Below are 13,212 nucleotides of genomic sequence, written 5' to 3' on the forward strand. Positions count from 1 at the left end.
GTCTTAGGGGCTAAAGGAAACGGCAGGCCCGGCAGTGACAATTACCAGTCGCTCCGGATCAATCAGCTCTCGCAGCGCTTGATTGACCTCCGCCAAGGTCACCTGCTGCAAGCGATCGCTAAACTGTTGCAATTCCTGCGGCGGTAAACCCACACTGGCATTCCCCAACAACGTCCGTGCCACCATATCCACATTCGCCAACTCCACGATGTAGGCATTGCTGAGGCTACGCTTGGCCGCATCGAGTTCGGCAGCAGTGAATCCGTTGCGGCATGCTTCCCGCAAAAGTTGCAGTGTCGCTTGAATGGCCTTGGCGGTATCTTCGGGGGCAGTTTGTAACTGAATCATCAACGGTCCGGCCTGACGACTGGCCGTAAAGAAACTGTAGATACCGTAGGTTAACCCTTGGCGATCGCGAATCTCCGTGCCCAAGCGACTGGCCAGCGTATCGCCGCCGAGGATGTGATTCATCAGCATTGCAGCATAGAAGCGAGGATCCCGGCGATCGATCCCCGGTGTCCCTAAATAGGTAATGGCTTGGCTTTTACCGGCAATGACCGCATTCCGAAAGAGGGTTTGCGGGGGCGGCGAAACCGCAGGAAATGTGAGGGAAAGGGGAGCCGTTTGGGGCTGCCAAGCGCCAAAAATGTCGTTGAGGCGCGATCGCACCGCCAGGGGGTCAAAATCTCCCACGAGGGTCAAAATCGTGCGATCCGGCCGATAGGCGGCACGATAAAAGTTCAGGAGGTCTTGGCGTTGAATGGCCTGCACCGACTCAGGGGTGGCAAAGGGATGCAGGGGATGATTGGCTGGGTAGAGGGTTTCCTGTAGAACACGGCGCCCCCAGCGCACGGGATCATCCGCCTCAAGACTCAAGGCCGTCAGGTAGCGCTGCTGACTGAGTTTGAACTCCGCCTCTGGGAAGGCCGCTTCCTGCAGCACCTCGCCAAGGGTAGCCAAGAGGGTGGGTAGCTCACTGGAGAGGGCATAGCCTTCGACATCAACCCCGTCGCGAAAGGCACTGAATTCCAGGCTAATGCCGCGATCCTCAAGGGTTTGAGCTAGGGTGAGGGCAGTTTTGGTCCGGGTACCGTTGAGCAAATTGGCAGCGGTGAGGTTGGCAACCCCCGGCTGCGTGAGTAGATCATAGGCTGTGCCAGCATCAATCCGCCCCGCCAGGGTGACCGTGGGGGTACTGCGATCCACTAGTAGGAGCACCCGCAAACCATTGTTCAGCGTGAAGGTTTCTACCCCATTGTTTTTGACCTCTGGGGCAGCCTGCGCGCCTCCTTGGGGTAAATAGGCGGCGATGGTTTGGGGATCCACGGGTTCACCGATTAAATTGTGGGCTGTGGTTTGAACTGCCGGCCGACCCGACAGCTCCACATCGGCAAATTCACTGGGCATAAATTCCCCGACAATCCAGCGATCGCGCCCAAAGTAGGTCTGCACTACCCGTTGCACGTCGGCAGCGGTGACCTTTGCAATGGCCGCCAGGTGGCGATCGCTAAAGCGGTAATCGCCCGTGAGGGTTTCATCGTTGGCCAGTTGGCTGGCTTGGGCATCAATATCGCGATTGCGGAGAATAAAATTAGCCTTAAGCTGTTGTTTGGCCCGTTGCAATTCACCCAGGCTGAGGGGACGCTCCGCCACTTGCTGCAAAATCTTGCCAATGGTCTGCTCAATGGTTTCAAGGGATTGATCGGGGCTGGCGATCGCCCCCATTTCAAACCAGCCCCCCTCTTGCAATGCGGCTACGTAGGAGTAGGCCGAACTGGCTTGACCCGTTTCCATCACTTCCTGATACAGGTACGAACTGCGGCCGCCACTGAGGAGCATATCCAGGACATCCAAGGCCGCTTGATCCGGATGGGTCATCCCTGGAATAGGCACCAAAATCTGTAGTAGCGGCGCACTCCCCGGTTCCCTGAGGCGAATTCGCTGGGCTGAACCGGCCCCAGGCGGCGGCAGCGGCGGCTCGATCAAAGGTTCTGGCGGCTGGGGAATGACCCCAAAGGTTTTCTTGACCAGCTCCAGTGCCCTCGCCGGACGGACATCGCCAGCAATCACCACCACGGCATTATCGGGGCGATAGTACTGCTGGTAAAAACTCTTGACTGCCGGTAGCGTCAACTGCTCCACATCACTGGCTGTTCCCCCCACTGGCAAGCCATAGGGATGCTTGGGATAGAGGGCCGCCATCACCGCACGACTAAGGCGATATTCAGGACTATTTTCATAGCCCTGCAGCTCCGAGATCACCACCCGCTTTTCACTTTCAAGGGCAGCGGGGGTAATGAGGGTATGGCGCAGGCGATCGGCTTCCAGGATCAGCAGTGGCTCCAATTGGTCAGCACGCACCGTGTGGTGGTAGGCCGTCATGTCGTAGCTGGTAAAGGCATTGGAAGAACTGCCCAGGGCATAAAATAACTGCCCAAACTGTACCGGTCGGCTTTGGGTCCCCTTAAACATCAGATGCTCTAGCTGGTGGGCAATCCCGTTTTCTCCCTTCGGTTCATGGCGAGACCCCACGCGATACCACACCTGCAAACTCACAACGGGCGCCGTGGGAATTTCCTTGATGAGAACGGTTAGGCCATTATCTAAGACCGCTTTGGTTACGCCACTACCGAGTCCTTCTACCATGTGCAGGGGAAAAATCAGAGCCAAACTGGTACTCAAGAGCATCAAGCCAACAAATAAGAAGATTCTAACGAATTTTGGAGTTAGCCCTGGGGTCATCGTTTCACTGAATTGCCTTTTTGCCTTGGGGGGCGATCGCGCCCCCAAGAGTCCTCATCGCCGTCGCAAGACTCGCCAGAACTACCCCTGATGCTGCCGCCATCACGATTGTTGTTTCATCCTTGTTGCCATCCACACCATGGGATTGCAGGGATAGACTTCAAACTTGTACCCCTGCCAACTCATTCCCATCACTTTGGAGCTTGGGCAGGTCGGTCTGAAGATGCCGAAGAGAAGTGACCTCGGTTTGCCTTCGGCACATCTGCACCCAAGGCCGGCCACTCCCTGAGGGCCTTGGCTGGGAATTCCTGATCACCCATCTGCTGGTTGCCCAAAGGTTCTCTCTACTATCTTGAGTGAATCTTGGCACAGAAGGTGAAAAATGCCTAGGGTACAAAGCGCAGGAACTTTTTCTTGCCCACCTGCAGCACTTGGTTGAGGTAGGGTTCTGGCGCGGTGAGGGTAAAATCCACATCGGTAATTTTCTCACCGTTGAGGCGGACGCCACCCCCTTGGATTTGCCGCCGTGCTTCGCTGCTGCTGGGGCAGAGCTTGGTGTGACTGAGCACGTAGGTCAGCTTTACGGGAAACTGAAACTCGCCAAGGGAATACTCTGGAATTGATCCCACCTGTGCCGTTTGCCCTTGGGTGACGATTGCCGCCAGTTCCGCTTGGGTTTGCAGGGCCAGTTCTCGCCCATGGTATTGACTCACCACTTCTAGGGCTAGGGCCTTCTGGCGATCGCGAGGATTAGTGGGCAAACTGTCCAAAGGCAAATCCGTCAGCAACTCAATGTACTGGTTCACCAAAGCATCGGGAATTTTTTCAAGCTTGGAGTACATACTGGCTGCCGACTCCGTGAGCGCCACATAGTTGCCAAGGGACTTGGACATTTTCTGTACCCCATCTGTACCCACTAGGATCGGCATCAGCAGGCCAAATTGCACTGTTGGTAAGCGAAAGTGACGCTGTAAATCGCGACCGACGGCAATATTGAACTTTTGATCCGTTCCCCCCAATTCCACATCTGCGGCCACCGCCACCGAATCATAGCCCTGCATCAGCGGATAGAGAAACTCATGGAGAAAAATAGGCGTTTCCTTAGCGTAACGTTCGGCAAATCCCTCCTTGGCCAGCATTTGGCCCACCGTCATCGTTCCCAAAAGCTCAAGCACTTTGCGCAGGTCCAGTTTGGCAAGCCACTCCGAGTTGTAGCGAATTTCTAAGCGGCCGGGGGTCTCAAAATCCAAAATTGGCCTCACCTGTTCAAGGTAGGTTTGCACATTGGCTGCTATCTCTGCAGGGGTAAGTTGTTTGCGCACTTCCGACTTCCCCGTGGGATCGCCAATTTGAGCCGTAAAGTCACCAATAATCAGCACGGCACAGTGCCCCGCATCCTGAAACTGGCGTAGCTTGCGCAGGACAATGCTATGACCGAGGTGAATTTCACTGCCGGTAGGATCAATGCCAAACTTAATTCGGAGCGGGCGCTGCGTTTGCCGCAAATAGGCCCAGAGATTTTCTTCGGGTTTGGCGGAATCAGGGACATGGGGGAACGTTTCGACAACGCCGCGCTGGAGCCGGGCAATGGTGGCCTCAAGGTCTGAAGACATCATTTGATTGGGCATTTATTGGGGTGAGGACATTTTCTGGTCTAGGATGGCTATGATAGCAATCAATTGCGATCGCGCGGCAATTTTGCCATTCCTGACTTTTAGCTAAATAGAAAATTATATACAAAGCAAAAAATAATTGGCCTGAGGCAGCGACTGTCGTGTCCACCACTACCCTTGGCAAACACCCCTCCCAAACGCGCCCCCAAGATGAAAACTTCTGGCGTGGGGTACTGCGAATTGCTAACCGCACCTTCCTCGTGGGCATGACCTTTGGGTGTGCGGCTATTGGGGGTGGCCTGTTGGGCCTAGCAATTAGCTTTCGGAATCTTCCGGATGTGCGATCGCTACGGGGCTATGTCCCCAGTGAAACCACCCACATTTACGATGCCAAGGGCACACTCCTTGTGAGCCTTCACGATGAAGAAAATCGCGAAGTCGTTCCCCTCAACGAAATTTCGCCGAATCTGAAGCTGGCTGTGCTGGCGATCGAAGACAGCAGTTTCTACCAGCATCACGGTATTAACCCCATTGGTATTGGCCGTGCCTTGATGGTCAACCTCACCTCCGGGCGTACCGTGCAGGGCGGCTCTACCCTGACGATGCAATTGGTCAAAAATCTCTTTTTGTCTCGCGATCGCTCCATGAGCCGTAAAGTGGCTGAGGCTGTTTTGGCTATGCGCCTCGAGCAGATCTTCAGCAAAGACGAAATTTTGGAGATGTACCTCAATCAGGTCTATTGGGGACATAACACCTACGGCGTGCAAACTGCAGCCCAAAGCTACTTCAAAAAAAATGCTGCAGATCTCACGCTTGCCGAAGCCGCCATGATGGCTGGGATTATTCAAGCTCCAGAAGCCTATAGCCCCTTTGTGGATTTTGATCTCGCCAAGGAACGGCAGCAATTGGTGCTAGAGCGGCTGGTGGAGTTGAATTGGATTACCCCCCAAGAGGCTGCGGCCGCTGCCCAAGAACCCATCAAGCTGGGGGAAATTACCTCCTTCCAGCGCAGTCGTAGCCCTTGGATTACCGATGCTGTGTTGCAGGAGTTGACCCGCCAATTCGGCCGTGAAGCTGTCATTCGTGGTGGCATGCGGGTGCAAAGCAGCCTTGATCTCAAAATACAAAAAATGGCGGAAGATGCCATCCGACGGGGGTATGAAAGCCTGCAAGCCAGTGGTGTGCGTGCAGATCAGTTAGCTTTAGCCGCCGTGGATCCGCGTACCCACTATGTCAAAGCGCTGGTGGGGGGAGTAGACTACAGCCGCAGTCAATTTAATCGAGCCACCCAAGCCCTGCGCCAGCCAGGGTCTGCTTTTAAGCCCTTTGTCTATTATGCTGCCTATGCCAGTGGCAAATACACCCCTGATTCAGTCATTAGCGACTCGCCAGTGCAGTACCGGGATGGGGACGGATGGTATGTGCCTCGCAACTACGATGGCTCCTTTATGGGTGGCATATCTATGCGCCTGGCCTTGGCCATGTCCCGCAATATTCCCGCGATTGTCCTTGGCCAAGAGGTGGGCATTGAGCGCGTAATTGAAATTTGCCGTACCCTTGGCATTACCAGTCCAATGTTGCCCGTGGTTTCCCTGCCCTTGGGAGCGGTGGATCTCACCCCCTTGGAAATGGCCGCTGCCTATGCCACATTCGCCAATAATGGCTGGCAATCTCCCACCACAACGATTATTCAAGTCACCGATAACAACGGTCATTTGCTGCTAGATCACACACCGCGCCCCAAACTCGTGCTTGATCCTTGGGCTGCTGCCGCCCTAAACAGCACGATGCAGAGCGTAATCACCAGTGGTACAGGGACAGCAGCCAACATTGGCCGGCCTGCTGCAGGCAAAACAGGCACCACTTCTTCTGAGCGGGATATTTGGTTTGTTGGCTATGTGCCGCAACTCTCAGCGGCTGTGTGGGCAGGGAATGACAACTATGCGCCCTTGGGGCAGGGGGCAACGGGGGGTGGTTTTATGGCACCCATTTGGCGAGATTTCATGGCTCAGGCCCTCAAGGATGTGCCTGTAGAGGACTTTACCCCGATGTCGAAGTTTCAGCGACCCAAGCCGCAGCGGCAAAAAAATTAACTCTGCTGGCGCAATGCCCGATCTCCCCAGAGGGTGAAGTGGTTCAGGGATTGATCTGGGAGTTGGGGGAGGCCGCTTAGGTTATGGGGGCCGGTTGAGCGTTGCAACTCATTGGCAAAAAGTCCAGTAAAACCATTGTAATCATTCTCAATAAGCTGCACTTGTTGCAAATGATACTTGTTGTCGGCTATCATGCAAACCAATACCGGCAGATCAAGTGAATCTCCTATGCCACTTTATACAGCAGCAGCCTTAAAGGCGGAACTGAATGAGAAGGGCTGGCGGTTGACGCCACAGCGAGAAACGATTCTCAATATCTTCCAAAATCTGCCTAAGGGCAATCACCTGAGTGCTGAAGACCTGCACCATGAGTTGCGCAAACAGGGACACTCCATTAGTTTATCCACTGTTTATCGTACCGTGAAGTTGATGTCACGGATGGGTATTCTGCGGGAGTTAGAACTTGCTGAGGGACACAAGCACTACGAGTTAAATACAATGTCCCCGCACCACCATCACCACATGGTGTGTGTGCAATGCAACCGCACGACTGAGTTTGATAATGACTCCATTCTCAAGCAGGCCTTGAAGCAAACGGAGAAATATGGTCTGCAGCTGATTGATTGCCAACTGACGATCTATACCATTTGTCCAGAGGCGCTGCGGCGCGGTTACCCGGGACTGCCGGAAAACTGGGTCTGTAGTAGCGCGATCGCCCACGGGACGGCACCCCCCTCGCGGGGTAAATAGAGGATGTTACGGCCTCTGGGGATTGCCCCTGTTTTAATTCTCGGGTTGGGTTTCCCAATGGGCGGGTGGCCTTTGATCAGCCCCCTGTTTTTGTTGAAGTTGTTCTTGAAGCCAATACCCATTATCCTCAAGTGTTGCTAACAAATACCACCTACAACGTCTTTGTCCGGATAGCCACCACCGCTCCCCTTGCCCATCTTGACATTCAGCAACCGCCCGGCATTGAGACCGTTTACTGGTTGCCCCAACGCCTCCGCGCTTTTATGGGCGATCGCGCCCTGGGTCAAAATATCGCCACGGGTCGCTTGCAGTTTGACCGCAATTCTACTTTTTGCTAACGTGACCGCTGTTGCAACATTACCGCCTCCCCTGCAGCCCGGCGATCGCCTTGCCGTCGCCTTTCCCAGTGGTGTTCTCCGCCAAGGGGAACCTTTTTGGCAGGGGGTGGCCTGTTGGCAAGCCCAGGGCTATGAGGTCATTGTTAATGAGGCTGACTTTGCAGGCTGGGGCTACCTTGCGGGTTCTGATCAACAGCGGCGCGATCGCCTACGGCACTTATTGCAAGATAATTCTATTAAGGGGATTCTCTGCGGGCGAGGGGGATTTGGGGCTACTCGTCTGTTGGAGCAGTGGCAGTGGCCTGCAGCCCCACCAAAGTGGCTAATTGGTTTTTCAGATATTACGGCTCTTCTGTGGAGCTATGCGGCCCAAGGGGTGGCCGGCGTCCATGGTCCAGTCCTCACCACACTGGCACAAGAGCCCCTTTGGAGTCAGCAGCGTCTTTTTGATCTCGTGCGGGGCAAGCCCCTAGAGCCCCTATGGGGAAGCGGTTGGGGGGGCGGTGTGGTGCAGGGGCGCCTCTTGGTGGGAAATTTAACGGTGGCCACTCATTTGCTGGCCACACCTGATTGCCCGCCTTTTGAGCATGTGATCTTGGCCCTAGAGGATGTGGGTGAAGCCCCCTATCGCATTGACCGTATGCTGACGCAGTGGCGCCGTAGTGGGGCCTTGTCTCAGATTAAGGGGATTGCCCTCGGCCGGTTTAGTTGTTGTGAGGATGCCACCACGCAACCGAATTTTCGGCTGATTGAGGTTTTGGCCGATCGCTTGGCGGATTTGGGAATTCCCATTGTTAGTGACTTGCCCTTTGGCCATGAGGGGGTCAATGCTCACATTACCCGTGGGGGTGGCGGCTGAGCTAGATGGCGATCGCGGTTCTTTGCGGCTATTACTCTGACAAGCTGACGAAGTGTCCAGCTGCGGAGGCATCCTACCCGATGTGCCGCTGTTAAGAGGGGCCGAAACTAATCGAACCTATAAGCAGAAGCCGATCGCGAGTAAACAATGAAATGAAAACCTGAGTGATAAGATATGGGGGATTCCATCAAGGCACGTAAAGAGTTATGGATTTGGTGACACTGGCCGGACAGCTCAATGCAGGCACCATTTTGCCGGAAACCATTGTGATTGTGACGCTGCTTGTCGTCCTGTTGGCAGATTTGATTCAGGGACGTCAGGCCGATCGCTGGACACCCTACTTTGCAATTGTCGGTTTAGGGGGGGCGATCGCCACGATGATTCCTCTGTGGACTCAGCCCGCAACCGTCAGTTTCTTTGGCAGCTTTATTTCCGATCACCTCAGCCTCTTCTTCCGGGGACTGATTGCCCTCTCCGCTTTGGGCACGATTCTCATGTCCATTCGCTATGTGGAGCAAACGGGCAGTTCCCTCGGCGAATTTATGACGATTCTGCTGACGGCCACGGTGGGTGGCATGTTCATTGCCGGTGCCCAAGAACTGGTGTTTATCTTTGTGGCCCTAGAGACCCTGAGTATTGCCTCCTATCTGCTCACGGGCTATACCAAGCGCGATAGCCGCTCCAACGAAGCCGCCTTGAAATATCTCCTGATTGGTGCGGCCAGTTCTGCCATTTTCCTCTATGGCTCATCGCTACTGTACGGCCTTTCCGGTGGGCACACCCAACTGCCAGCCATCGCCCAAGCCCTGTCCTCCGAATCCTTGGGTCTTGTTGTGGCCTTGGTGTTTGTCATTGCCGGCATTAGTTTCAAAATTTCCGCGGTACCCTTTCACCAATGGACGCCCGATGTCTATGAGGGTGCTCCTACTCCTGTGGTTGCCTTTCTTTCGGTGGGTTCCAAAGCCGCTGGCTTTGCCCTCGCCATTCGCTTTTTGACCTTGGCCTTCCCCAGCGTCACCGATCAGTGGCAACTCATCTTTACGGTGCTGGCGATCCTAAGCATGATTCTCGGCAATGTGGTGGCGCTCGCCCAAACCAGTATGAAGCGGATGCTCGCCTACTCCTCCATTGGTCAGGCGGGGTTTGTGATGATTGGTTTTGTCGTTGGCACTGAGGCAGGCTATGCCAGTATGCTTTTTTACTTGCTGGTGTACCTCTTCATGAACCTTGGTGCCTTTACCTGTGTGATTCTTTTCTCCCTGCGCACCGGCACCGATCAAATTAGTGAGTATGCGGGCCTCTATCAAAAAGACCCCCTCCTGACCCTCGGCCTGAGCCTATGTTTGCTGTCCTCTGGGGGGGATTCCGCCCCTGGCGGGCTTCTTTGGTAAGATTTACCTCTTCTGGGCCGGTTGGCAAGCAGGTGCCTATGGTCTGGTGCTGCTGGGTCTATTGACGAGTGTGATCTCCATTTACTACTACATCCGCGTTGTCAAGATGATGGTGGTCAAGGAGCCCCAAGAAATGTCCCGAGGCGGTGCGCAACTATCCCGAGGTCTCTTGGTCGAGCTTTGGCCTGCGGCCTTTGCAGGTGGGGTTGGTAATGACGGTGATTGCCACTTCCTTGGCGGGCATCTTGGCCAATCCCCTCTTCAACTTGGTGAATACGGCAGTATTGGATGTGCCCCAACTGGCTAATCAACCAACGGCTATGGCGGTTGCTTACCAAACCCTATCCCCGGCAGGCAAATCTTAAGGATGATTTCAATTCCGATCCCCCATCTATCCTCTTAGAATCAGGGCAAAACCATGCTAGGACAAGTCACAGTGGTGGAATTGGCGCAACGCCTAGCCACAGAGGCGGATACCTTGCAGCTGATTGATGTGCGGGAACCAGAGGAGTGGGCGATCGCCCGTCTTCCTCACTTTACGCCTTTGCCCTTGAGTGCGTTTCCCCAGTGGTCGCCCCAAATTTGTCAGCTCTTTGATCCAGACCGGGAGACTTTGGTGCTCTGCCACCATGGTGTACGCTCTGCCCAGATGGGGCACTGGTTAATTCAGCAGGGGTTTCGCAATGTCAAGAATATTGTTGGTGGAATTGATGCCTATGCTGCAGTAGTCGATCCAACCCTTCCCCGTTACTAGTGGATGATTTGGGAGAGTTTTCATGACGTTGAGAGTCGGTATTAATGGCTTTGGCCGCATTGGCCGCTTGGTGCTCCGGGCGGCTCTTGCCTGCGACAATATTCAGTTTGTCGGCATTAACGATCTTGTGCCTGCGGATAACCTAGCCTATCTCTTCAAGTACGATTCCACCCACGGCCTCTATCCGGGTACCGTCAAGGCCACAGCGGAGGGCATTGAAATTGATGGTAAGTTCATTCCCTGTACGGCCATTCGCAATCCCGCAGAACTGCCCTGGGGAGCCGTTGGTGCAGACTATATCGTTGAGTCCACTGGGTTATTTACTGGCTATGAGGGGGCGGCTCAGCATTTACAAGCGGGTGCCAAACGGGTGGTGATTTCAGCCCCCACTAAGGATGCCGATAAGGTGAAAACGATTGTCGTCGGTGTTAACCACGATACCTTTGACCCGTCGAGCGATCGCATTGTCTCCAATGCTAGTTGCACAACCAATTGCTTAGCCCCAGTTGCTAAGGTGTTGCACGCAAGCTTTGGCTTAGTAGAGGGCTTGATGACCACCGTGCACTCCGTCACCGCTACCCAGCCCACTGTGGATGGCCCCAGCAAAAAGGATTGGCGCGGCGGCCGCGGGGCTGGCCAAAATATTATTCCGGCTTCTACAGGAGCCGCCAAGGCAGTAACGCTGGTGTTGCCTGAACTCAAGGGCAAGTTGACCGGGATGGCCTTTCGCGTTCCCACCCCCGATGTCTCTGTGGTGGATTTGACCTTCAAAACCGAGAAGGCTACAAGCTATGGGGAGATTTGTGCGGCAATGAAGGCGGCGGCTGAGGGGGAACTCCAGGGTATTCTCGGCTATACGGAAGAGGCGGTTGTCTCCAGTGATTTTATCGGTGATGGTCGCTCCAGTATCTTTGATGCCACGGCGGGGATTCAACTCAATGCCAATTTCTTTAAGGTGGTGGCCTGGTATGACAATGAGTGGGGCTATTCCTGCCGTGTGGTGGATCTACTCAAATTGATGGCCGCAAAGGATGGTCTGCTCTAGCGACCCAAGTCATGGAGGCTGTGGATGACTTCGCAGCAATGCTGAGTGACCACTTCTAGGGCAGCGCGATCGCTTGAAGCGGGCGGTGGAATGGGTGCACCAATGCGCACTGTCACTGGAACTGGGCGCGGGAAACATCCCTTGCTTGAGAATCTCCTGGGTGCCCCAAAGGCAAACGGGCAATAGGGGGGCTTGGGCTTTGGCTGCAATCAAGGCTGCCCCGAGTTTCGGGTCATAAATACGGCCATCCTTGGTGCGGGTGCCCGCCAAAAAGACCCCCACCGCCCAACCCTGTTCTAGGGCTTTGAGGGCGGCCTGCAATGCCCGCCGATCGCCCGCGCCTCGCTTCACAGGATAGGCGCCATACCACCTAATCAATGTGCGAAAAATGGGAATGTGGAACAATTCCTCCTTAGCCATCCAGGCCACAGGTCGGCGCACACAGTTGGAGATGAGGGGCGGATCAAAGTAGCTGGCATGATTGGCTACCACCACCAGTGGCCCTCGCAGCGGTACCTGCTGATCACCATAGATGCGCCCCCGAAAATAGGTGTGCAGGAGTGGACTCACCACTGACCATTTGAAGAGATGGTAGAGGAGCAGGCTGATGAAAGGCTCGCGATCGCGACTCACACCAGGCTCTCCAAACTGGCGATCGTGGCCACACGCTGGTAACGGTGATCTCTGGGGTGGTGCGCTTAACCAAACCGGCTAAGACATTGCCAGGGCCAATCTCCAAAGCTTGGGTCACGCCCGCCGCCGCAAGGGCATGGCAAGTGTCTACCCAACGCACAGAACCCGTCATTTGGGATCGCAACCGTGCCTTGATTAACGCTGCATCCGTTGTTGGTTCGGGTTCGACATTGTTCAGGACAGGAAAGACAGCCGCTTGAAACTGACACTCATCCAACAGGGTGGCAAATGTGGCTGCGGCCTCCGCCATCAAGGGGGAATGAAAAGCCCCACTGACATTCAGGGGAACCGCTCGCTTCACTTTAATTTTGCCCACCACTGTGTCCACCGCTGCCGGCAGCCCTGAAATCACCACTTGTCCCGGATGGTTGTCATTGGCCAGAACCACGTTAGGCGTGCTGGCGATCGCCTGCTGCAACTCCTGGCGGTCAAAGCCAATCAAGGCCACCATCTTGCCTCCACCGGCGGCATTCATCAGTGCAGCGCGCCGCTGCACCAATTTGAGTCCCGTTTCAAAATCAAAGACTTCTGCCGCATAGAGGGCAACATATTCACCGAGACTATGTCCTGCCACAAAGTCCGCCTTAGCTCCCCGTTCCTTGAGGGCATCCACCAGTAGGCTCTCCACAAGAAACAAACTGGGCTGAGTATAGAGCGTTTGATCTAAATTGCCGATGGAACCTGCACAGCAGTCAATGACCGACCACCCTAAAATCGCCGCTGCCTGTTCGCACCGCTCCTTGGCTGGGGGATAGGCTGTCAGCAAATCCGCCATCATTTCTGGATGTTGCGACCCTTGGCCGGGAAATAACCACGCTGTCTTTGTCATCGGCAGTGCTCAACTCAAACCGGAATCTACTTTACCCGATTTAGGAGGTCCGTTATACTAGAAAATTGTCAAGAAAAACCCACCCCTTCTATCTCCATAGGCTGA

9 protein-coding genes and 3 pseudogenes are annotated in these 13,212 nt (G+C 54.8%); 7 read left to right on the forward strand and 5 right to left on the reverse strand.

Features of this window, described 5'->3' with window-relative positions:
• Positions 1–3: 3 nt before the first annotated feature.
• The 3 genes from Q0W94_RS03820 to tyrS form a co-directional block, all read right to left on the reverse strand.
• On the reverse strand, positions 4–2,688 hold the full coding sequence (locus Q0W94_RS03820) for a pitrilysin family protein (RefSeq protein WP_297761359.1): 2,685 nt from the start codon (positions 2,686–2,688) through the stop codon (positions 4–6).
• Between the two features lie 58 nt (positions 2,689–2,746).
• Complete coding sequence (locus tag Q0W94_RS03825; RefSeq protein ID WP_297761362.1) at positions 2,747–2,878, reverse strand: hypothetical protein; 132 nt, start codon at positions 2,876–2,878, stop codon at positions 2,747–2,749.
• A gap of 250 nt (positions 2,879–3,128) precedes the next feature.
• On the reverse strand, positions 3,129–4,355 hold the full coding sequence (gene tyrS / locus Q0W94_RS03830; protein WP_297762353.1) for a tyrosine--tRNA ligase: 1,227 nt from the start codon (positions 4,353–4,355) through the stop codon (positions 3,129–3,131).
• Between the two features lie 161 nt (positions 4,356–4,516).
• Here tyrS and Q0W94_RS03835 point away from each other — a divergent pair, with 161 nt between their 5' ends.
• The 7 genes and pseudogenes from Q0W94_RS03835 (at position 4,517) to gap (ending at position 11,585) form a co-directional block, all read left to right on the forward strand.
• A complete protein-coding gene (locus tag Q0W94_RS03835; RefSeq protein ID WP_399372170.1) occupies positions 4,517–6,448 on the forward strand; it encodes a transglycosylase domain-containing protein in 1,932 nt (643 codons plus the stop codon).
• Between the two features lie 228 nt (positions 6,449–6,676).
• Positions 6,677–7,198 (forward strand): transcriptional repressor, encoded by a 522-nt coding sequence (locus Q0W94_RS03840; protein WP_315863085.1) that lies wholly within the window; start codon positions 6,677–6,679, stop codon positions 7,196–7,198.
• Positions 7,199–7,263: 65 nt separating this feature from the next.
• Complete coding sequence (locus Q0W94_RS03845; protein WP_297761369.1) at positions 7,264–7,536, forward strand: hypothetical protein; 273 nt, start codon at positions 7,264–7,266, stop codon at positions 7,534–7,536.
• A gap of 1 nt (position 7,537) precedes the next feature.
• A pseudogene (locus Q0W94_RS03850) lies at positions 7,538–8,435 on the forward strand (LD-carboxypeptidase).
• 166 nt (positions 8,436–8,601) lie between these two features.
• Positions 8,602–10,151, forward strand: a pseudogene (locus tag Q0W94_RS03855) (NAD(P)H-quinone oxidoreductase subunit N).
• A gap of 53 nt (positions 10,152–10,204) precedes the next feature.
• Entirely contained in the window at positions 10,205–10,540 is a 336-nt protein-coding gene (locus Q0W94_RS03860) for a rhodanese-like domain-containing protein (protein WP_297761373.1), read from the forward strand.
• 22 nt (positions 10,541–10,562) lie between these two features.
• On the forward strand, positions 10,563–11,585 hold the full coding sequence (gene gap, locus Q0W94_RS03865) for a type I glyceraldehyde-3-phosphate dehydrogenase (RefSeq protein ID WP_297761376.1): 1,023 nt from the start codon (positions 10,563–10,565) through the stop codon (positions 11,583–11,585).
• Here the strand turns inward: gap and Q0W94_RS03870 are convergent.
• A pseudogene (locus tag Q0W94_RS03870) lies at positions 11,582–12,218 on the reverse strand (lysophospholipid acyltransferase family protein). The gene gap and the pseudogene Q0W94_RS03870 overlap by 4 nt on opposite strands.
• Positions 12,109–13,107 carry an ACP S-malonyltransferase gene (fabD, locus tag Q0W94_RS03875; RefSeq protein WP_297761379.1) on the reverse strand — a complete coding sequence of 333 codons (999 nt, stop codon included), beginning with the start codon at positions 13,105–13,107 and terminating at the stop codon, positions 12,109–12,111. The pseudogene Q0W94_RS03870 and the gene fabD overlap by 110 nt, the downstream one beginning before the upstream one ends.
• Between the last annotated feature and the right edge of the window lie 105 nt (positions 13,108–13,212).

It is taken from the genome of Thermosynechococcus sp. (assembly GCF_025999095.1).
Taxonomy (GTDB): Bacteria; Cyanobacteriota; Cyanobacteriia; order Thermosynechococcales; family Thermosynechococcaceae; genus Thermosynechococcus.

What these genes read in the sequence shown, in the direction of transcription:
- Q0W94_RS03840 (WP_315863085.1), top strand. Translation starts at nt 6,677, where the DNA reads ATGCCACTTTATACAGCAGCAGCCTTAAAGGCGGAACTGAATGAGAAG.
- fabD (WP_297761379.1), bottom strand. Translation starts at nt 13,107, where the DNA reads ATGACAAAGACAGCGTGGTTATTTCCCGGCCAAGGGTCGCAACATCCA.
- tyrS (WP_297762353.1), bottom strand. Translation starts at nt 4,355, where the DNA reads ATGTCTTCAGACCTTGAGGCCACCATTGCCCGGCTCCAGCGCGGCGTT.
- Q0W94_RS03820 (WP_297761359.1), bottom strand. Translation starts at nt 2,688, where the DNA reads ATGCTCTTGAGTACCAGTTTGGCTCTGATTTTTCCCCTGCACATGGTA.
- gap (WP_297761376.1), top strand. Translation starts at nt 10,563, where the DNA reads ATGACGTTGAGAGTCGGTATTAATGGCTTTGGCCGCATTGGCCGCTTG.
- Q0W94_RS03860 (WP_297761373.1), top strand. Translation starts at nt 10,205, where the DNA reads ATGCTAGGACAAGTCACAGTGGTGGAATTGGCGCAACGCCTAGCCACA.